Source organism: Polynucleobacter sp. IMCC 29146, from assembly GCF_021395195.1.
Taxonomy (GTDB): Bacteria; Pseudomonadota; Gammaproteobacteria; order Burkholderiales; family Burkholderiaceae; genus Polynucleobacter.
On record NZ_JAJVCR010000002.1, the window covers coordinates 261,681 to 282,883 of the forward strand.

Here is a 21,203-nt window from a genome sequence, read left to right on the forward strand (position 1 = left end):
GCTAAGGATAAGCCTCTTGGACTTCTGAAGGTGGAAACCCTAAAGCCTCCAGCGCCCCATAAGGCAACCAAGAATGCCTGAGCCAAGGCTCGGGAATAGCAAATTCACTGGGGTACTTTACTGCGGTCAAATATAAACCATCGGCTGCAAACGTCGGCGCCGCAATCTGCCGATTTTGAGAAGCTAGCACGGTCGCCATCCAAGCACTTGATTGCTTACCCAAGCCAACCGCAATTAAACTGCCCACAAGGTTACGAACCATATGATGCAAAAAAGCATTGGCGCGAATTTTAAAAAATAGCCAAGGCTCCTTGTCGAGTAAAGTAATTTCGTAGAGGTGTTTAACGGGAGTGTTGCTTTGGCACTCTGCCGCCCGAAAAGCAGAAAAATCATGCTGGCCAATTAAACAAGTAGTTGCGGCTCGCATGGCGGCGATATCAAACCATTGTTGTGCTGGCAGCATTAAATAGCCTGCCCGCTCTGCTACGGTCGGCGCCCGACATGGTCCTGCGTGTAAGGCGTAAATATACGTACGCTCGTAGGCCGAAAAACGCGCATCAAATTCAATCGGAACTGGCTGTGCCCAATTCACCACAATGGTTTGCGGTAAGTAGCGATTTAAACCGCGCACCCATGACCAAGCGTCGCGCTCAACTGCGGTATCAAAATGCACTACCTGCCCTAAGGCGTGTACACCCGCATCAGTCCGGCCCGCAGCGGTCACCCGCAGTGGCAAAGCGGTTGGATCGGCGGCAATGAAACGCTCAAGCGCTTGCTCTAATTGATCTTGAATGGTATTACCATTTGGTTGTGATTGCCAACCAGAAAATGAACTGCCGTCATATTGCAAGCCTAGGGCGATACGTTTGCTGGGCGCAACCATTAGCTTATCCTCACCACTTCACCTTAAACGCTACGCTCATTTAAGGTTTGCAAGAGATGTTGTGCAGCAACAATAAGAGTCGCATGAGCTGGAATATCAGTAGCCAATTCAGCGCAGATAATCTCATTCAAGCAAGTACGTGCGGCTACAAAATCTTCAATAGTGACGTAAGCTCGCGCTAAATTGAATTTCACCTGTAAGGTCTCAAACGCAAGGGGTAAGGAGCTAGCGCTCAGTTGCGGATCAACCCGTTCAAATTGCGGGGGGGTATCCAAATCAAGATTGAGACCAGCAAACAGGGCCTTAGCACGTGCGGGCATTTCTGGTAAGCCCACGCTTTCTGGGTATGCGCGCTGAGCGGCATGCTGAGGTGAATCTGGCTGAAAAGGACCGCCTGAAGTTTCGTTAACTCGAAACGCTTGACGCGTTTCCGCTTGACGGGTGTAACGCGCTAAAAGCCAAAACAAACCCCCCGTTAAAAGCAATAAACTGACGACCAATAGCACCGGCCCCCAAGTAAAGGATGGGGGGGGTTTAGCCCCCTGCTGCTCTGCCTTCTGCTGATTTAATAAGATCTGTAAATCGGCAATATTTTTTTCTAGCTCAGCTGCGCGAACCCGCGCTTGGGATAAAGCCTGCTCTTGCATCACCAGCTCTTCTTGAAAACGCCGTTGCTCGGCGCCAACCCCAATACCAGGGCCAATTTTTAAACGGTCAAGGGCTTCTTGCTTCGGTTCATTTTTATTAATTTCCTTTTCTTTCAGGGATTTAGAAGCTACATTTAGTTTAGAATCTGGATTTTTAGTTGGGCTACTATCGCCCGATTTTTTTAACTCTACCCAGGTTTCATTGCTTTTAGACACAAAGCTTTTGGCTGCAGCCGGAGTGATCGATTGCAGCAATGCTTGGCTGGGCTTATACAGTTCAGCGCCAGCATTGAGGCGATGAATACTGCCGCCCGCAAAGGCATCGGGATTCGCTTTATATAAAGCCAACAATGTCTCATCTAAACTGGCCCCACCCAGCTGAGGCGCCATTTGCAGTGCAATTTCACTTAAGGTTTGCCCTGGCTGCACCACAACTTTTTGCGCATCAGCCACTAATAAGGAATAGACTTTGCTGATGTTTCCTGAGGGCCAAGTTAACTGCACGAGCAAATCTAAAAAAGGGTCCTGTTGGTCGCTTAGCGCGCGGTCAGACTGAATCAGTAGTTGGTATTGATTTTGCCCGGCTGCCGATTTCCCCAGCCGAATTTGGGCTTGGGGTTTTAATTCTAAAACTCGCTTAGAAATACTAAATCGATCAAAAGTCGCTGAGCTTGGCACCTCTACTGTCATTTGCTCAACTAGCGACATCTCATCTGGCGACAGTAATAATGGAATTTCTGCGCGAAAAGGTTCGCCCGGCTGCGAAGTAACTAAAGGCGAGCCTAAGGAAACTGCCATCGCCGAATGCCCCCATGCTAAGGCAACCAGCCAAATCAATACAGCGAAAAAACTGAACCGCTGTGGTGTGCAGCCCAAATTAAGTATCGGCATGGAGCAGAATGCGCAACATACGCCGTAAGGGCTCTGCTGCACCCCAAGTTAGTTGGTCGCCCACGGTAAAAGCCCCAAGAAACTCTGGTCCCATTGCTAACTTATGCAAACGCCCAATGGCAACGGTTAAAGTGCCGCTAATTGCGGCTGGCGATAACTCGCGCTCGGTCGCCACGCGTTCATTAGGAATAACTTTTACCCAGCTACTATCGGCAGCCAAGAGCGCTTCAATTTCTGTCAGCGGAATATCGCGCTTTAGTTTCACGGTTAAGCCCTGCGAGTGACAACGCATCGCCCCAACTCGCACACAGATACCGTCTACCGCAATACTGCCGGGCGCCCGAAATGGCGGCTTACCTAATATCTTATTCAGCTCAGCGCCACCCTTCCATTCTTCTCGGGTCTGCCCAAACTCAACTGGCTCATCAATCCATGGAATCACACTACCAGCTAAAGCTGTGTTGCGAAAATTCGTGGTGGGGAAATCTGCCGAGCGTAACTGCGCGCTGACCTTTCGGTCAATCTCTAAAATTCCAGTGGCTGGATTGGCTAAATCGCTTTGTACTGCAGCGTGCACAGCACCCATTTGTAGCAAAAGCTCACGCATATTTTGTGCGCCTGCACCCGAGGCAGCCTGATAAGTCATGGCGCTCACCCACTCAACTAAATTTGCCTTTAATAAACCCCCAATGGCCATCATCATTAAACTAACCGTACAGTTCGCGCCAATCCAATTCCGATTTCCGGCAGCCAAGGCAGCATCAATTACCGAGCGATTCACCGGATCTAACACCAAAACTACATCATCCTGCATCCGTAAAGCACTGGCAGCGTCAATCCAATGGCCATTCCAGCCACTAGCGCGCAGTTGCGGAAAAATGGCCTTGGTGTAATCGCCGCCCTGACAAGTCAAAATAATGTCGCAACGCCCAAGGGCTTGCAAATCATTCGCGTCTTGTAACGTGCTCATTTTTTTAGCGACTTTTTGTCCGCCGAATAAAGGGACTTCAGCCCCAGCATTACTAGTGCTAAAAAAAATGGGTTCAATTAAATCGAAATCATGCTCAGCCAACATGCGCTCTAGGAGCACGCTACCAACCATGCCGCGCCAACCCACCAAGCCTACTAAAGGTGGATTACTGGATTGCCGTTCAACTGAAGAATTAACCATGTATTACTTAATAAAAAATTGAAATAGTACCTCTAGGATAAAGCCTTCACCACTGCCTCGCCCATTTCACGCGTTCCCAGCTGCTGAGTACCGGGCGTATAAATATCGACGGTGCGATAACCTTGACTCAATACCTTTTGTACCGCCCGCTCAATCCGCTCGGCCTCAGCGGGCAGACCTAAGGAATAGCGCAACATCATCGCTGCTGAAAGTATGGTGGCCAAGGGGTTGGCAATATTCTGCCCCGCAATATCGGGTGCTGAGCCGTGGCTGGGCTCGTATAAACCTTTATTATTTTTATCCAATGATGCCGATGGCAACATCCCAATTGAGCCCGTTAACATGGCCGCTTCATCAGATAATATATCGCCAAATAAATTTCCCGTTACCACTACATCAAATGCCTTGGGGGCTTTAACTAATTGCATCGCCGCATTATCGACATACATATGGCTTAATTCCACGTCGCTATAGTCTTGGCTCAGGCGGGTCATTACATCGCGCCAGAGTTGGGAGGTTTCTAAAACATTCGCTTTATCTACGCTACATACTTTTTTATGCCGCTTACGAGCAGCCTCAAATGCAACCCGACCAATACGTTCAACTTCTGGCTCGCTATAGTGCATAGTGTCAAAACCTTCGCGGGCACCTAAAAACAGCGGGTTGCTTGATTCCCGAATTCCCCGTGGCGCGCCAAAGTAAATATCGCCATTGAGTTCACGCACAATTAAGATGTCGAGCCCACCAATAATTTCGGCCTTCAAACTCGAGGCCGCGGTTAATTCGGGATAACAAATCGCTGGCCGAAAATTAGCAAATAAACCAAGGTGTTTACGTAAACCTAGAATGGCTTGTTCAGGGCGTAATTCTCGGGCCAATGTATCGTATTTCCAGTCGCCTACAGCGCCAAATAAAATCGCCGCGGCAGACTGAGCTAAAGCTAAGGTTGCGGGCGGCAAAGGATGTCCCGCCAGATCATAAGCCGCTCCCCCAACAGGTGCAAACTCTAAATCGAATGATGGCCCTAAGGCCTCCAGCACCGAGACCGCTGCGGCAATAATTTCTGGCCCAATACCATCACCAGGGAGAACCGCAATTTTCATAAAAACCTTTGTGTGCCCTTAGGGCAATTGAGTATTTAACCAAGGCATCCGCAACAAGCGCTCAGCTTCGTAGGTCTTGATTTTATCGGCACTCTGCAAAGTTAAGCCAATATCATCAAACCCATTCGTTAAACAATATTTTCGAAATGGCGTAATGTCGAATGCATAGACGTGATTATCGCCCGCATTCACTTCTTGTTGTTCTAAATTGACAGTTAACTCGTAACCCGGAAAGGCTAAAGTTTCGTGAAAAAGATGGTCAATTTGCGACTCACTTAAAACAACGGGCAATAGGCCATTTTTATAACAATTATTAAAGAAAATATCTGCAAAACTGGGGGCTATCACTACCCTAAAGCCATATTGCGCTAAGGCCCAGGGCGCATGCTCCCGCGAGCTACCGCAACCAAAATTTTTACGCGCCAACAAAATACCGGCGCCTTTGTAGCGCGCTTGATTTAAAACAAAATCGGGATTGAGCGGGCGAATGCTGCAATCTTGGCCTGGCTCACCATGATCTTTATAGCGCCATTCATCAAATAGGTTTTGTCCAAAGCCAGTTTTTTTAATCGACTTTAAAAATTGCTTCGGAATAATCGCATCAGTATCGACATTCTCGCGATCCAGCGGCGCAACCAAACCTGTAAAAACCGTAAATTTCTCCATTACGCTATTTCCATTACGCTAGTGTTTTGCTTTATTTTGTTGGTGTAACTACTACGGGGGTTACCACAACATCTTTGCCCTGACTTAACGAGTCGCTCGGGTTGGCTTTAGCCGCCGTTCCAGAGGTACTGCTTTGACTATTCATCGATTGGCCCATTTTTTGAATATCTTTACCCATGCCGGTAACCGTATTTGTGCAGCCTACGCTCATCAGCACCATGAGCGTAGCGGGAACAATGCCTTGCGCTAAGACTATAAGGCGCGCTGTTTGAGCACGGTGATTAATTAATTTCATCTCTTCACCCCTTTATGATGTTTTTTCGAATGAATTTGCTTACGCAATTTTACAAACGTCGACAAAATGACCTTCAATTGCAGCAGCAGCCGCCATCGCTGGGCTAACTAAATGGGTTCTCCCACCAGCACCTTGACGACCTTCAAAATTGCGGTTGGAAGTGGAGGCGCACCGCTCGCCCGGTTCTAAACGATCGGCGTTCATCGCTAGACACATTGAACATCCAGGCTCGCGCCATTCAAAGCCAGCAGCTTTAAAAACCCGATCTAAACCTTCGCGTTCGGCTTGCGCTTTGACTAAGCCCGATCCAGGCACAACCATGGCGACCTTAATATTTGCGGCAACTTTCTTGCCTAAACGATCGACCACTTTGGCTGCTGCACGTAAATCTTCAATGCGGCTATTAGTGCATGAACCAATAAATACCTTATCGAGCTGAATACTCGTCAGCGGCATGCTGGGAATGAGCCCCATGTACTCTAAAGCACGCTCCATCGCTAAGCGCTTATTCGGGTCACGTTCTTTTTCTGGATCGGGAATACGCTCACCAATGGCCAAGACCATCTCTGGCGAGGTGCCCCAAGTTACTTGCGGTTGAATTTCTTCTGCGCGTAATTCAATCACTTGATCAAATACCGCATCTGCATCCGAATGCAAACTTCTCCAATATTGCAAAGCATGGCGCAACACTTCGCCCTTAGGGCTATAAGGGCGCCCCTGAATGTAATCAATCGTCGTTTCATCAACTGCAATTAAACCTGCACGAGCACCAGCTTCAATGGCCATATTACAAACAGTCATGCGCCCTTCCATCGATAAATTACGAATTGCTTCACCAGCAAATTCAAGCGTATAACCTGTGCCGCCAGCGGTGCCAATACGCCCTATCACAGCCAAGACAATATCTTTAGCAGTACTACCGGGAGGCAAACGACCCTCTACGCGCACCAACATATTCTTACTTTTTTTCATCAGCAAGGTTTGGGTAGCTAAAACATGCTCAACTTCTGAAGTACCAATACCAAATGCGAGGGCCCCAAACGCGCCGTGGGTACTAGTGTGTGAATCACCACAGACCACCGTCATACCCGGCAGCGTTGCACCCTGCTCAGGGCCGATGACATGCACAATGCCTTGACGCAAATCATTCATCTTAAATTGGGTAATACCTAAACGATCACAATTTTGATCGAGCGTGTCGACTTGCAATTTAGAAATCGGGTCGGCAATACCTAAAGCCCGATCGGTAGTTGGCACATTGTGATCGGAAACCGCTAAGTTGGCTGAAATACGCCAAACTGGGCGCTGCGCTAAAGCCAGCCCTTCAAAGGCCTGAGGGCTAGTCACTTCATGCAATAACTGTCGATCAATATAAAGCGTGGCTGTGCCATCATCTTCAGAATAGACGACATGGTCATCCCATAATTTGTCATACAAGGTGCGGGCCATGCAAATTCCTTAAAGAGACTTATTTTCGCTCAGCAACTGCTGGCACTATTCTTTCGGTTTCACCAATAAATAATTGCCGTGGTCGACCAATTTTATATTCTGCATCAGTAATCATCTCTTCCCATTGGGCAATCCAGCCTACCGTACGCGCTAAGGCAAATACACAAGTGAACATATCAGTAGGAATGCCTAAGGCGCGCTGCACAATACCCGAATAAAAATCGACGTTAGGATAGAGTTTACGGCCAACAAAATACTCGTCCTCCAGAGCGATCTTCTCAAGGGTCATAGCTAATTTAAAGAGGGGATCATTCTCTAAACCAAGTTCATTCAAGACTTCATAACAAGTTTCACGCATCAATTTTGCGCGCGGATCAAAGTTCTTATAGACCCGATGACCAAAGCCCATTAAACGTACGCCTGAATTTTTATCTTTGACTTGGGCAATAAACTCACCAATTTTTTCCACACCACCATTATTTTGAATATTGGTGAGCATATCTAAGCAAGCTTCATTTGCCCCGCCATGCGCTGGACCCCATAAGCAAGCAATACCGGCGGAAATAGCCGCAAATGGATTGGTACCAGAAGATCCGCATAAACGCACAGTTGAAGTCGAAGCGTTTTGCTCGTGATCGGCATGCAGAATAAAAATTCGATCTAAGGCCTTAACTAAGACCGGGTTAATTTTATAAGGCTCGCACGGTGTAGCAAACATCATGCGCATAAAATTAGCGGTGTATGAAAGAGAATTATCGGGATAAATAAAAGGCTGCCCAATTGAATACTTATAAGACATTGCTACCAAGGTAGGCATTTTAGCAATTAAGCGAATTTGAGCAATATGACGCGCCATGGGTTCGGAGTAGTCGATTTGATCATGATAGAAAGCGGCCATTGCCCCAACTAGCCCAGTTAAGACCGCCATGGGATGAGCATCACGACGAAAACCGCGCAAGAAAAATTGCATTTGCTCATGCACCATAGTGTGATGCATAACCAATTCTTCAAAGCCGCTCTTTTCAGTTTGATTGGGTAATTTACCCTTGAGCAGTAAATAACAAATTTCTAAGAAATCGCATTTACCAGCCAAATCTTGAATTGGATACCCACGATAGAGCAATTCGCCTTTGTCGCCATCAATAAACGTAATTTTCGAACTGCACGAAGCGGTTGAAAGAAAACCAGGATCATAAGTAAATTTACCCGTCTGCCCATAGAGTTTGCGGATGTCAATCACCTCAGGCCCTACCGTACCTTTATAAATAGGTAAGTCGATATCGGGTGTGCCATCAGAAAAAGAAAGCTTCGCTTTAATGTCGGATTCAATCATGATTCATCCTCAAGGGTTCCAAATTAACAATCGGTAGTGCAATTGTGCTACTTATTTTTCCCGCAACATCAACAATAATTTCTGCAAGACCGGCGATTCCAGCGCATTTCCCAGGGCTGCGACGGTATTGCTACGACTTAATAACAGCTCAAGTAAATCATTGTCGTCTAAAGCCAATAATTGACTCAAAGCCACAGCTTGCTCTTGATCCAAAACTGCCCCGTAGCGCTTAAAAAAACGCTCCAAAATTAAATCGTTTTCCAATAATCCCCGTCGCGCTGCCGCATGCAAACGATAGCGTTCGGCCGAAGTTAAGCTCATTTTGCTAGCTTCATACCGCCCTACGAACCATCAACTCCTTAATTTTGCCAATGGCCTTTGTCGGGTTCAGGTGCTTAGGACAAACATCTACACAATTCATAATCGTATGACAACGGAATAAACGATAAGGATCTTCGAGATTATCAAGTCGAAGTGCGGTAGCCTCATCACGACTATCGGCAATAAAGCGGTAGGCCTGTAACAAGCCCGCAGGTCCAACAAATTTATCGGGATTCCACCAAAATGACGGGCAAGCAGTAGAACAAGAAGCGCACAAAATGCACTCGTATAAGCCATCTAGCTCTTCACGTTCAGCGGGGCTTTGTAAGCGCTCTTTTTCGGGCGGTGGGGTCTCGTTAATTAAGTACGGTTTAATCGATAAGTACTGCTTAAAGAACAAGGTCATATCAACAATTAAATCGCGTACGACCGGTAACCCAGGCAGCGGACGCAACACAATGGTTTTGGGCAAGCTACGCATATTCGTCAAGCAGGCCAAACCATTTTTACCATTGATATTCATGGCATCTGAACCGCAAACACCTTCGCGACACGAGCGCCGAAAAGAAATGGTTTCGTCCATCTTCTTTAAAGTAATTAAAGCATCTAACAACATGCGCTCATCGCTTAATTCAATTTCATAACGCTGCATGCGAGGCGCGTCATGGGTCTCGGGATCGTAACGATAGATTTCAAAAATACGGGTATCACTCATTTCAATTCTTTCGTCTACAAATAGGCATTAAAAGGTGCGTTCTTTTGGGGGTACAGATTCAATGGTTAGCGGCTGTAGTTGCACTGGTTTGTAATCCATACGATTACCCGCACTAAACCACAATGAATGCTTTAGCCAATGCACATCATCTCGTTTTGGATGGTCATCATGTGAGTGGGCGCCGCGGCTTTCTGTGCGTGCCGCTGCAGAAATCATGGTGGCATTGGCCGTTTCAATGAGATTGGCGATTTCTAAAGCCTCAATTCGCGCAGTATTAAAAATTTGTGACTTATCTTTAACCCATAAATGATTCGCCCGCTCGGTCAACAGCGCCATTTGGCGTACGCCCTCATCCATTAATGTTTGATTGCGAAATACCCCCGCATAGGTTTGCATAGTTTTGCGAATCTCGTTGGCTACATCTTGCGCATACTCACCGCTAGTAGAAGCATCTAACTTAGCTATGCGCGCCACACTCTTGCTGCCTGCATCTACTGGTAAGGCCTTATGCTCACGGTCTTTTAAATTGGCTGCAACTATATGATTACCCGCAGCGCGCCCAAAGACCAATAAATCAAGTAAAGAATTGGTACCTAAACGATTGGCACCATGTACTGAAACACATGAGCACTCTCCAATGGCATAGAGGCCCTGCACAATATGATTGGGATTACCGTCTTTGGGTACGACAACTTGACCATGAATATTAGTGGGGATACCACCCATTTGATAGTGAATCGTCGGCACCACTGGAATCGGCTCTTTAGTCACATCAATATTGGCAAAGTTCATACCAATTTCATAGACCGAGGGTAAGCGTTTCATAATGGTTTCAGCGCCAATATGGGTTAAGTCGAGCACGACATAATCGCCATTCGGGCCACAACCCCGACCCTCCTTAATTTCTTGATCCATCGAGCGCGAGACAAAATCGCGGGGCGCTAAATCTTTTAAAGTGGGGGCGTAACGCTCCATAAACCGTTCGCCATCTTTGTTGCGCAATACGCCACCTTCGCCACGACAGCCTTCAGTTAGTAATACACCAGCTCCGGCTACTCCAGTGGGGTGAAACTGCCAAAATTCCATATCTTCTAAAGGAATACCAGCGCGTGCTGCCATGCCCATGCCATCGCCAGTATTAATATAGGCATTGGTTGAAGCAGACCAAATGCGCCCCGCCCCACCCGTTGCCAAAATCACAATTTTGGCTTCAAGAATATACAGCTCGCCTGTTTCCATTTCTAGCGCAGTAACGCCGACGACATCGCCAGCTGCATCACGAATTAAATCGAGCGCTAGCCACTCCACATAAAAATGGGTTTTAGCCATCACATTGCGTTGGTACAAGGTATGTAACATTGCATGCCCAGTTCGGTCAGCTGCGGCGCAAGCACGCTGTACTGGCTTTTCACCATAATTCGCCGTGTGTCCGCCAAAGGGGCGCTGATAAATGGTGCCATCGGGATTGCGATCAAAGGGCATCCCAAAGTGTTCAAGCTCATACACAACCTTGGGCGCTTCGCGGCACATAAATTCAATCACGTCTTGATCACCCAACCAATCGGAGCCCTTCACCGTATCGTAAAAGTGATAGTGCCAATTGTCTTCACTCATATTACCTAAGGCAGCGCCAATTCCACCCTGTGCAGCAACGGTGTGTGAACGGGTTGGAAATACTTTACTTAGCACCGCCACATCTAGCCCGGCCTCAGCGAGTTGCAGTGAGGCGCGCATGCCAGAACCGCCTGCGCCAACAATCACTGCGTCAAAACGACGTCGCGGTAATGCTTTTTGAATCTCTGTCATCTCACACTTTCCACAAAATTTGAATAGCGTAAGCAGTGCAAGCTATCAACCACAGAGCTGTTAGGGCTTGTAAAGTTAAGCGCGTTCCCACCGGCTTGATGTAATCCATCCAAATATCACGCATACCAACCCAAGCATGATAAAAAAGACTGAGAAAAGCCAGTAAGGTCAGCAGCTTCATGAATTGATTGCTGAACAAGCTAGCCCAAGCGGTGTAATTTGCGCCCCCATTGAGCACATAGTCGCCCAATAAAATCAAGGTGAAGACCACCATCACCACCGCAGTCACGCGCTGAATCAACCATTCTTTTAAGCCATAATGCGCGCCAACAACGAGACGACGCGGACCAACGTTATAAATTGACATCCTGTTCCTTACCTTAAAACAAACCAAATAATTTTGCGCCCAAAATCAGCGTCAGCGAGAGACTAATTATCAAAACTCCAATTGCCGAACGATTAGCTGGAACTTTGTCGATACCAATTTCACGATCTAGAAGCAGATAACGAATGCCGGCAAAAAAATGATGCAGAAAACTCCAAATCAATCCCAAGAGCACTAATTTCGCTAGAGGGTTAGCAACAATGGCTTGGAATTTTTTATAACTGAGTTCTGAGGCGAGGCTCTGATCAAGTAAATACAACAAGAATGGCAAACAAAGAAATAAAGCCGCACCACTAATGCGGTGCAAAATAGAAACCTTCCCTGCCCAAGGTAAGCGGTAATGAATTAACTGCGCCAAGCCAATATTGCGGTAGACCGGCTTGGGTCGCGAAGGGTTCAAGTCCTGCTGGGCGTCAGCCATGTTTTATCTCGGTATAAAAAGGAATAATCGATTAAATATGTTGTATTGCAACATATTTTAGTAGAAAGCAGGAAAGCATGGGGGGATTTTCCATCATTAGGCCTAACTTAAGGTATTTTCATAGTGTTGCGTACTCGTTTCATAACGGGCGAGGCGCATTTCTACAGGCTTATTGCCATAGGAATAAGAAACCCGCTCCACCAATAAAATCGGCGCCCCCAATTGCAAATTTAAGCGCTCTGCGCTCATCGCGTCACTAGCAACGGCCTTAATTTTCTCCTCTGCCCGTACCATATGTGTGGCAAAGGTCGATTCATAGAGAGCATACAGGGGGCCCGCCCAAGCTTGTAAGGTAGCTAAATTCAGCGTCTTAAAACGCAAGCTGGGCAACCAAATTTGCTCAAAGACAATCGCCTTACCCGCAAAGGTTTGCACGCGCTCAATTTCAATTAGACTCTCCCCTGCTTTAATTTTCAAAACCTGCGTAATAAAAGCGGGGGCTTTCATTTTTTTGCAACTGAGAAAGTGATTTTTTAAAACCATTGCTTGGCCGCCATCGGGCGCTAAGCGCAGAAATCGAAACTGCTGGCGCTCTTCATGGTGGGTGGCAACAAACGTGCCTTTGCCTTGCTTACGAATCAATAAGTTTTGGGCAGTTAACTCATCAATCGCCTTGCGTACGGTACCTTGGCTAACTTCATAGCGGGCTGCTAATTCAAATTCGCTAGGAATGACCTCCCCAGGCTGCCATTCCCCCGCTTGCAAACTAGCGAGCAACATGGCTTTAATCTGTTGATAAAGCGGGCTAAAGGTGGCTAAAGCAGTTAAATTGGCACTCAAGATGACTCCAATAAAAAGCTATTTTGGCCCTGGCAAAGGCAAAAAATAAGTGGTTTTGAGGTCTTATAGAAGACATGGTTGACAGTGTAATAGGGGAATCCCTAAACTTAAAGGGATAATAGAAGTAATTTTTAACCTTCATCTGGAGTTTTAGTAATGGCAAAAGCACCCATGCGCGTCGCAGTTACCGGCGCAGCCGGCCAAATTGGCTATTCCCTGCTGTTTCGTATTGCCAATGGCGATTTATTAGGCAAAGATCAACCGGTGATTTTGCAACTGCTTGAAATTCCTGATGAAAAAGCGCAAAAGGCACTAGCAGGCGTGATGATGGAGCTCGATGATTGCGCCTTCCCCCTCCTCGTGGGTATGAGCGCTCACAGCGACCCCCTGACGGCATTTAAAGATGTTGATATTGCGATGCTGGTCGGAGCTCGTCCACGTGGCCCTGGCATGGAACGCAAAGATTTACTCTCGGCTAACGCCCAAATTTTTACTGCACAAGGTAAGGCGCTCGACGCTGTTGCCAAACGCACAGTCAAGGTCTTGGTAGTGGGTAATCCCGCTAATACCAACGCCTATATTGCGATGAAATCAGCGCCAGGCTTACCCGCTAAAAACTTTACTGCGATGTTGCGCCTTGATCACAATCGCGCGCTTTCTCAATTGGCGGCGAAAATGGGCAAACCAGTCGCTGAAATTGAAAAATTAATTGTCTGGGGAAACCACAGTCCGACGATGTATCCAGACTATCGCTTTGCCACGATTAACGGCGAATCGGTAGAAAAACTGATTCATGATCCAGCTTGGAATAAGGATGTTTTTATTCCTACAGTTGCGAAACGCGGCGGCGCCATCATTGAAGCTCGCGGCCTATCTTCTGCGGCCTCGGCTGCAAATGCAGCTATTGATCATATGCATGATTGGGTGCTTGGTACTAATGGCAAATGGACCACAATGGGTATTGCCTCAAAAGGCGACTATGGTATTCCAGCTGAAATGATTTATGGTTTCCCCGTTATTTGTGCAAATGGGGAATATCAATTGGTTGAAGGTTTAGCCATTGATGAGTTTTCACGTGAACGCATGACTCACACCTTGAATGAATTACTTGAAGAACAAGCAGGCGTAAAGCACTTACTTACTTAATTAAGGAACACAACATGAAAAAAATCGCACTGGTACTACCTCTCAAAATCGCGCTGGCAAGTACTGCTTGCTTAGTTGCATTAACGAGTCAAGCACAAAGTCTGCGCAATTCTTCGCCCTTCTCTTGGACCTGCAGTAATGGCATGGAACTCAAAACCTCCGGCACAGCTGAAAATCTCACTTTAGAATGGAACTCGAAAAACTTTGTGATGAACAAAGAAACGTCCTTACCCGGCAGTTTGCGCTATAAAAATATGGACACGGGTCTAGACCTCGTGGTGTTGGGCAATAAAGCCATGCTCTTTAATATTAAGAGTGGCGTACGCTTAGCTGATTTTTGCCAAACTGCTGACATGAAAGGCGGCAAAGACCCTCACCTGTTTACTAAAGTCGAATAAGACTAATGAAATAAAGGTTGTTGGGTAGGCGTGTCTTCTGGCATTTCCGCATGCACCACTTCACCTTGACGATCTGGGAACAGGGGCGCCCCACAGTCGTCACACAATTCGGGCGCAAACAAAACGGCGTGTCGAAAAACGTCTTCAATTCCAGCATCCCGTAGCGCGTCACAAATTTCTTTAATGGGGCTTTCATCGTTTGAAACATCATTTAACGCGTCGTTAGCAACATGTTCGCGATCGTAAAGGGGCCAAATTACGCCATAGACAACATCGCCCGAACCCTTCATGCTAAAGGCTAAACGATATTCATCGGCCTGCTCTTCGCCAAAAGCACCAACTACACATGATAAGCCCGCCGGAATGATGCTCAGCGCAGATTCTAGAAAGTTAACCGCTGCCCGAATACTCAGGGGACGCACTTGTTTATCCGCTAAGCGGCAATTAGTGAAATATGCTTCAGGCAATAGTAAATTAAATTCACAGCCAGGAAACAAACTTGCAATTGGTTCATGCATAGCCGCTTGCCACTCGACTAAACTCACGCCACGCTCTTGTCTGGACGGGGTTTCAGCCTGCCAACGAAATAACGGTTGCGAACTGGGAGCGGCAATAACCGCAATAATAAAACGCGGATCTGCTAATACTGCAATTGTTTCAGACATACCGCGCATCTCTAATTTCATCTCGCTAGCAGAAACTGCTGCCGTCGATAAAGCATCAAGCAAAATCCGGGTTTGGCAATGCGAATGGGGCATTTGATCGATGCTATATAACCAAGGCACAATTGCTAGACGCGTATCGGTGGCGGCAATCGAACGTTGTAGTGCTAAAGCAGTTGCTTCAATCACTTGCACAGGCAAAGCGCCCGACGGAATTTGATACCGCGTATGCGCCACAATGGGCATGGCAATTAAGAGTGCATCCCAACTTTGCCCTTCGTATTCAAGCGTCAGCGATTCGGCTAAAGTTTCTGCGTTATCCGCCAAAACTTCAAAAGCGACTGTATTAATTTTAAAAGTTTGATCTAATGCTGCGTCAATCACGTTTTGATTTTGGCTTTTTAGCAGGCGCGCTAAACGCTCAAGTAAGCGAAGTTCCCAAAACTCATCCTCAATTCGACTGCCCGATGCCGCGAGGGAAATCGCATCGGCCACTAAGCGATCGGCTTCGGGCGAAGAACGTTGTGAGGTTTTTGAACGGTAGACAGCCATAATGAAAAGCCTTAATTTTTTTCTGCGCGATAAAAAACCGGTTGTAATGGCTTTGATGCTGCTGCATTGTAGCGGTAACCAGCTAAATTAAATTCCCTTAAATCAGCAGCGTCGGTAAGCCGATTTTCAACCACAAAACGCGTCATTAGGCCACGCGCCCGTTTTGCATAAAACGAAATAATTTTGTATTGCCCTGCTTTCGCATCTTTAAAAACTGGGGAGACAATGGGGCAATCGAAGTCTGCAGCTTGTAACACCTTAAAGTACTCCTCGGAAGCCAAGTTTAGTAAAAAAGGATTTTTTTGGCTCGCAAGGATTTTTTTTAGTGCTTTGGTAATCCGCTCACCCCAAAACTCATACAGATTTTTCCCCCGCCCATTTTTGAAGGCAGTGCCCATTTCTAAGCGATAAGGCTGCATTAAATCAAAGGGTTTTAGCACCCCATACAGCCCCGAAAGAATTCGCACATGGTCTTGCGCAAAATCTAAGGCCTTGGTATTTAAGGTGCTGGCATCCAAACCGTCATACACGTCGCCATTAAAGGCAAAAAGGGCTTGCTTGCTATTTGCCGCGGTAAATTTACTCGACCAATCGCGAAAACGGCCGACATTTAAGGCTGCTAATGGATCAGATAGACCCATTAGCTTAGCTAATTGTGGGGGCGAGAGTGTTTTTAAGCTGGCAATCAATTCAGCGGCTTCGGGCACGAATTCAGGGAGAGTGTGCTTTTTCAGCTTCACTGGGGTTTGGTAATCTAACGATTTTGCAGGGGAAAGAACGATCAGCATGGCACAATTTGGTTATGAAGAAACAAGATTCCCCCTATTTTAGCGACAGCACGCCACCATCAGCACATTCCGCTGCAATTGCGCCCTTTCCCTCGCGCTTACCACACGTGGGGACGACCATTTTTACTATCATGTCGGCGCTCGCCAGCGAGTCAAAGGCAATTAATTTAGGCCAAGGTTTCCCCGACTTTCCGTGCGATCCCGCTCTGATTGCAGCAGTGAGTGCTGCCATGATGGCTGGTCATAATCAATATCCACCCATGGCAGGTATTCTTGAATTACGCCAAGCGATTGCCGAGAAAATTCTAGCTTTGTATGGCAAAAGTTATCAGCCTGAAACCGAAATCACAATTACTGCGGGAGGGACACAAGGTATTTTGACCGCTGTGCTCTGTTGTGTTCATTCTGGTGATGAAGTCATTTTGCTCGAGCCAGCGTACGATAGCTACCAACCCGCCATTGAACTAGCAGGTGGCAAACCCATTGGCATTGCGCTTCAAACCATCCGCGATCAGAAAGGCCAAGTAACTTCTTATGAAATTCCTTGGGAGCAATTAAGTCAGGCGATCAATAAAAAAACTCGCCTCATCATGATTAACTCACCCCATAATCCTACGGGCATGGTGTGGAGCAAGGCCGACTTAGATCGCTTGGCAACACTACTTGCAAATACCGATATCCTAGTTTGTAGCGACGAAGTATATGAACATATGGTCTACGATGGCCAAGCGCACCAAAGCGTTGCTAGTCATCCGCAATTGGCTAAACGTAGCTTTCTGATTTCGAGCTTTGGCAAAACCTATCATGTCACTGGCTGGAAAATTGGCTATGTCGCCGCACCAGCCGAACTTACGCATGAGTTTCGTAAGGTTCATCAATTTAATGTCTTCACGGTAAATACGCCAGTGCAATATGGTATTACCCAGTATCTAAAGACTGCCGCACACTATCAAAATTTACCGCGTTTTTATCAAGCTAAACGGGATTATTTTCGCGCCGGTTTAGCGAACACGCGCTTTCAACTCCTGCCTTGCCCTGGTACTTATTTTCAATGTGTCGATTATTCCGCCTTAACCGTGCCCGAAGCGAAATTGAATGAAAGTGATTTTTGCCGTTGGCTGACGACTGAAATCGGCGTCGCGGCTATTCCGGTTTCAGCCTTCTATGCCAAGCCACTGGAATCAGGCGTCGTGCGCTTCTGCTTTGCTAAGCAGACCGAAACGTTAAAAAGTGCATTATTACGCCTCCAGCACTTGTAAAATCAAGCAATCACTTTAAGGAAACCAGATGGTAAAGAAACACACACCCATGGAAGTCTATAGCTGGCCAACCCCCAATGGGCACAAGATCCATGTGATGATGGAGGAATGCGGTTATCAATTAGGCCGTGATTGGGACGCTTATGCTGTGGATATTGGCAAAGGCGACCAATTTAATCCTGATTTTTTAACGATTAGCCCCAATAATAAAATTCCTGCTTTAGTCGATCCGCATGGGCCTGATGGCAAGCCAATTCATCTCTTTGAATCGGGTGCAATTTTGCTCTATCTCGCCGGGAAAACAGGTCGCTTTCTACCGAAATCAACCCGCGATAAATATGTCGTCATGGAATGGTTGATGTTTCAAATGGGAGGGGTTGGGCCCATGTTAGGCCAAAACCACCACTTTCGTCTCTACGCGCCTGAAAAAATTGACTACGCCGTGAATCGCTATACCAATGAAGCCAAGCGCATTTATGGGGTCATGGATCGACAACTGGCCAAGCATCCATTTATTGCTGGCAAGGAATATACGATTGCTGATATTGCGACTTATCCTTGGACCCGCAATTGGAAAAATCAGGGTATTGAATTGGATGACTTCCCCCATTTTAAAAAATGGTATGAAAAAATTGGCGCTCGCCCTGCAGTTCAACGCGGCGTCCAAGTACTTGCAGAATTTCGTAAACCGCTAACTAACGCTCCCGCGAAAGATCAGCTCTTTGGCATAAGCCCAAAGCAGAAAAGCTAAAACCAGATTAAGCAAGTGCTGCAACATTTAATGTCGTAATTATTTAATAGAGAGTATGCCGTGAAAATTCAATCAGTCGGAATTATCGGCGCAGGCACAATGGGTAATGGCATCGCGCAGGTTTGCGCAGTTGCTGGTCTTGATGTCGTAATGATCGACATGAACGATGCTGCGGTTAAGCGTGGTCTAGATCAAATCAATACAAGCTTAGATCGCCTCATTAAAAAAGCGGTGCTTACAGCTGAAGCGAAAGAAATTGTCCTACAAAAAGTAAAAGGTAGTACTAACTATAACGATCTCGCTGGGCTCTCAATCATCATTGAAGCTGCTACCGAAAATCAGGCGACTAAAGAAAAAATTCTACAGCAAATTGATGAGATTGTTAGCGCCGAAACGATTATTGCCACCAATACCTCTTCACTATCGATTACTAAACTCGCGGCCTTAAATTCCAATCCAGCGCGTTTTATCGGCATGCATTTTTTTAATCCACCGCCCTTAATGGCTTTGGTTGAGGTCATTCGCGGTCTACAAACTAGCGATGCCACTCATGATGCGGTAATTGCAATGGCTAAATATATTGGCAAAGAACCGATCACCGTTAAAAATTCACCCGGCTTTGTAGTGAACCGCATTTTGTTGCCGATGATTAATGAAGCATTTTTTGTGCTGGCCGAAGGTTTAGCGAGCGCTGAAGATATCGACGCGGGTATGAAATTGGGTTGCAATCAACCTATTGGTCCCTTGGCATTAGCCGACTTAATTGGTCTTGATACTTGTCTAGCTGTCATGCAGGTGTACTTTGAAAACTTTAGTGATTCAAAATATCGGCCTTGCCCCCTCCTCCAAGAGCTTGTGGCGGCCGGCTACTTAGGCCGTAAAACAGGCCGTGGCGTGTATCAATATGCCACTTAAAGCAGTACGCCTTCTGGGTTACGCCGGCCTCTTACCGTTTATTGGTTTGACATTCGTAACGCAACTGGGCTCAACGCCGAATAATTTTCTCGCCGCTGAATCCTTAGCGGGATATGGCGCAGTCATTGTGGCATTTTTAGGTGCAATCCATTGGGGTGCTAGCTTGCGCTCAATCAACTCAACTCCTACTACTGCCACAAGGTGGAGCGAACGCAATGCCTGGGTGTGGGGTGTGATTCCGGCCTTAACCGCTTGGTTGGCCTTGCATCTCTATATTCCGGTAGCGCTGCTCATTTTGGCAGCACTATTACTGATTCAGTTAGTAATTGATAAAACTACTTACCCCCACTACTTCAGCAATGAAGTTGCTTGCCGCGTATTCCTGCAGATGCGCACCCATCTCACTTTCGTGGCGATGGCTTGCTTAGCCTGGAGTGCTAACGTGATTCTGCTGAATTAAACAGTATGGGCGAGCTCTTTGATACGCAGCCGCCGCCACCATTAGCCGAGGCTTTACGCCCTAAAACAATTGACGCAGTGATTGGTCAGACCCATTTATTGGCAGCTGGCAAACCGCTAAATCTCGCCTTTGCTTCAGGTCAACCGCACTCGATGATTTTATGGGGGCCGCCAGGTGTAGGTAAAACCACTTTAGCGCGACTGTCTGCACAAGCCTTTCAACGCGACTTCATTGCTATTTCTGCAGTCTTGGCAGGCGTAAAAGAAATTCGCGAAGCCATTGAACGCGCCCAGCAAACCATGGCGCAATTTGGCCGCCAAACAATTTTATTTGTCGATGAAATTCACCGCTTCAATAAAAGTCAACAAGATGCACTCTTACCCCATGTTGAATCGGGCCTCTTTACTTTTATTGGTGCCACTACCGAAAATCCTTCCTTCGAAGTCATCTCAGCGCTCTTATCACGTGCGCAAGTCTATGTGCTCAAACCGCTCAGCACCGCTGAGCTCAAGCTACTCTTAACCCGCGCGCGCGCTGCTGCACTCCCCGATATCGCCTTTGATAGTGCGGCCATTGAAGCTTTAGTGGCACATGCCGATGGTGATGCCCGCCGCTTACTCAATTTAGTCGAACAAATTCGCAATGCCCTCTCAGCCCCAGGCTGTGAAGTCAAACAAATTGATCAAGCTTATGTGCAAAATACCTTGGCGAGCAATGTCAGGCGCTTTGATAAGGGCGGCGATCAGTTTTATGATCAAATTTCTGCTTTGCATAAATCCGTCCGCGGCTCGCATCCCGATGCAGCGCTCTACTGGTTATGCCGCATGCTTGATGGCGGCGCCGACCCACGTTACTTAGCCCGCCGGATTGTGCGCATGGCCTGGGAAGATATCGGCTTGGCCGATCCCCGCGCGATGCAATTGGCTAACGATGCAGCGCAAACCTATGAGCGACTAGGCTCACCTGAAGGTGAATTAGCCCTTGGTCAAGCAGTCGTGTATTTAGCAGTAGCGGCTAAAAGTAATGCGAGTTACAACGCCTACAACGCCGCACGCGCCTTTGTGGCAGGCGACCAAAGTCGTGAAGTACCAATCCATTTACGTAACGCGCCTACTCAGCTAATGAAAGGGCTTGGTCATGGTCACGCCTACCGTTATGCACACGATGAACCCCATGCTTATGCTGCCGGTGAAACTTATCTACCGACTGGTATGCCAGAGCCCCGCTGGTATGAGCCAGTTGAGCGCGGCTTAGAAAGCCAAATTGCGGAAAAAATGGCTTTTTTGCGTCAATTGGACGTCGACGCGAAGAAATAAGCGATTGTCAAAAAACTCCCCTATACTGTA

The 21,203-nt window shown here is 47.1% G+C and carries 23 protein-coding genes; 7 read left to right on the forward strand and 16 right to left on the reverse strand.

Annotation, left to right across the window (positions count from 1 at the left end; all coding sequences use genetic code 11):
* Position 1: 1 nt before the first annotated feature.
* The 14 genes from truA to LZT22_RS03440 all read right to left on the reverse strand — a co-directional run bounded on the left by truA (position 2) and on the right by LZT22_RS03440 (position 12,926).
* Entirely contained in the window at positions 2-883 is an 882-nt protein-coding gene (truA, locus tag LZT22_RS03375) for a tRNA pseudouridine(38-40) synthase TruA (protein ID WP_233923637.1), read from the reverse strand.
* 23 nt (positions 884-906) lie between these two features.
* Positions 907-2,421 (reverse strand): FimV family protein, encoded by a 1,515-nt coding sequence (locus LZT22_RS03380; RefSeq protein ID WP_233923638.1) that lies wholly within the window; start codon positions 2,419-2,421, stop codon positions 907-909.
* Positions 2,408-3,592 (reverse strand): aspartate-semialdehyde dehydrogenase, encoded by a 1,185-nt coding sequence (gene asd / locus LZT22_RS03385; RefSeq protein ID WP_233923639.1) that lies wholly within the window; start codon positions 3,590-3,592, stop codon positions 2,408-2,410. Before asd ends, LZT22_RS03380 begins: the two co-directional genes overlap by 14 nt.
* 32 nt (positions 3,593-3,624) lie before the next feature.
* A complete protein-coding gene (gene leuB, locus LZT22_RS03390; RefSeq protein WP_233923640.1) occupies positions 3,625-4,695 on the reverse strand; it encodes a 3-isopropylmalate dehydrogenase in 1,071 nt (356 codons plus the stop codon).
* Between the two features lie 18 nt (positions 4,696-4,713).
* Positions 4,714-5,361 (reverse strand): 3-isopropylmalate dehydratase small subunit, encoded by a 648-nt coding sequence (leuD, locus tag LZT22_RS03395; RefSeq protein WP_233923641.1) that lies wholly within the window; start codon positions 5,359-5,361, stop codon positions 4,714-4,716.
* A 31-nt stretch (positions 5,362-5,392) separates the two neighbouring features.
* Complete coding sequence (locus LZT22_RS03400; protein WP_233923642.1) at positions 5,393-5,656, reverse strand: hypothetical protein; 264 nt, start codon at positions 5,654-5,656, stop codon at positions 5,393-5,395.
* A gap of 39 nt (positions 5,657-5,695) precedes the next feature.
* A complete protein-coding gene (gene leuC, locus LZT22_RS03405; RefSeq protein ID WP_233923643.1) occupies positions 5,696-7,105 on the reverse strand; it encodes a 3-isopropylmalate dehydratase large subunit in 1,410 nt (469 codons plus the stop codon).
* A gap of 19 nt (positions 7,106-7,124) precedes the next feature.
* Positions 7,125-8,438, reverse strand: a complete 1,314-nt coding sequence (gltA, locus tag LZT22_RS03410; RefSeq protein WP_233923644.1) for a citrate synthase — start codon at positions 8,436-8,438, stop codon at positions 7,125-7,127.
* Between the two features lie 51 nt (positions 8,439-8,489).
* Positions 8,490-8,759: a succinate dehydrogenase assembly factor 2 gene (locus LZT22_RS03415; RefSeq protein ID WP_233923645.1), complete on the reverse strand. Its 270-nt coding sequence runs from the start codon at positions 8,757-8,759 to the stop codon at positions 8,490-8,492.
* A gap of 10 nt (positions 8,760-8,769) precedes the next feature.
* Positions 8,770-9,474 (reverse strand): succinate dehydrogenase iron-sulfur subunit, encoded by a 705-nt coding sequence (locus LZT22_RS03420; protein ID WP_233923646.1) that lies wholly within the window; start codon positions 9,472-9,474, stop codon positions 8,770-8,772.
* Positions 9,475-9,501: 27 nt separating this feature from the next.
* Complete coding sequence (gene sdhA, locus LZT22_RS03425; RefSeq protein WP_233923647.1) at positions 9,502-11,280, reverse strand: succinate dehydrogenase flavoprotein subunit; 1,779 nt, start codon at positions 11,278-11,280, stop codon at positions 9,502-9,504.
* A gap of 1 nt (position 11,281) precedes the next feature.
* Positions 11,282-11,647, reverse strand: a complete 366-nt coding sequence (sdhD, locus tag LZT22_RS03430) for a succinate dehydrogenase, hydrophobic membrane anchor protein (protein WP_233923648.1) — start codon at positions 11,645-11,647, stop codon at positions 11,282-11,284.
* A gap of 13 nt (positions 11,648-11,660) precedes the next feature.
* A complete protein-coding gene (gene sdhC / locus LZT22_RS03435) occupies positions 11,661-12,086 on the reverse strand; it encodes a succinate dehydrogenase, cytochrome b556 subunit (protein ID WP_233923649.1) in 426 nt (141 codons plus the stop codon).
* Between the two features lie 102 nt (positions 12,087-12,188).
* Positions 12,189-12,926, reverse strand: a complete 738-nt coding sequence (locus LZT22_RS03440) for a GntR family transcriptional regulator (protein ID WP_233923650.1) — start codon at positions 12,924-12,926, stop codon at positions 12,189-12,191.
* Positions 12,927-13,082: 156 nt separating this feature from the next.
* Here LZT22_RS03440 and LZT22_RS03445 point away from each other — a divergent pair, with 156 nt between their 5' ends.
* On the forward strand, positions 13,083-14,072 hold the full coding sequence (locus tag LZT22_RS03445) for a malate dehydrogenase (RefSeq protein WP_233923651.1): 990 nt from the start codon (positions 13,083-13,085) through the stop codon (positions 14,070-14,072).
* Between the two features lie 14 nt (positions 14,073-14,086).
* Positions 14,087-14,470, forward strand: coding sequence for a hypothetical protein (locus tag LZT22_RS03450; RefSeq protein WP_233923652.1), 384 nt, complete (start codon positions 14,087-14,089; stop codon positions 14,468-14,470).
* Between the two features lie 2 nt (positions 14,471-14,472).
* Here LZT22_RS03450 and LZT22_RS03455 read toward each other — a convergent pair whose 3' ends face one another.
* Both LZT22_RS03455 and yaaA read right to left on the reverse strand, forming a co-directional pair.
* Entirely contained in the window at positions 14,473-15,684 is a 1,212-nt protein-coding gene (locus LZT22_RS03455) for a DUF2863 family protein (protein ID WP_233923653.1), read from the reverse strand.
* Between the two features lie 11 nt (positions 15,685-15,695).
* Positions 15,696-16,472, reverse strand: coding sequence for a peroxide stress protein YaaA (gene yaaA / locus LZT22_RS03460; RefSeq protein WP_233923654.1), 777 nt, complete (start codon positions 16,470-16,472; stop codon positions 15,696-15,698).
* Between the two features lie 14 nt (positions 16,473-16,486).
* Between yaaA and LZT22_RS03465 the strand changes: the two genes are divergently transcribed.
* The 5 genes from LZT22_RS03465 to LZT22_RS03485 are packed head-to-tail and all read left to right on the forward strand — an operon-like array spanning position 16,487 to position 21,173.
* Positions 16,487-17,731 (forward strand): pyridoxal phosphate-dependent aminotransferase, encoded by a 1,245-nt coding sequence (locus LZT22_RS03465; protein ID WP_255700892.1) that lies wholly within the window; start codon positions 16,487-16,489, stop codon positions 17,729-17,731.
* 28 nt (positions 17,732-17,759) lie between these two features.
* Entirely contained in the window at positions 17,760-18,482 is a 723-nt protein-coding gene (locus LZT22_RS03470; RefSeq protein WP_233923655.1) for a glutathione binding-like protein, read from the forward strand.
* Positions 18,483-18,542: 60 nt separating this feature from the next.
* The gene (locus LZT22_RS03475) at positions 18,543-19,397 is read left to right on the forward strand and encodes a 3-hydroxybutyryl-CoA dehydrogenase (RefSeq protein WP_233923656.1); all 855 of its coding nucleotides are present in this window, start codon (positions 18,543-18,545) and stop codon (positions 19,395-19,397) included.
* A complete protein-coding gene (locus tag LZT22_RS03480; protein ID WP_233923657.1) occupies positions 19,387-19,857 on the forward strand; it encodes a DUF3429 domain-containing protein in 471 nt (156 codons plus the stop codon). Before LZT22_RS03475 ends, LZT22_RS03480 begins: the two co-directional genes overlap by 11 nt.
* Positions 19,858-19,862: 5 nt before the next feature.
* Positions 19,863-21,173, forward strand: coding sequence for a replication-associated recombination protein A (locus LZT22_RS03485; protein ID WP_233923658.1), 1,311 nt, complete (start codon positions 19,863-19,865; stop codon positions 21,171-21,173).
* The last annotated feature ends 30 nt before the right edge of the window (positions 21,174-21,203 follow it).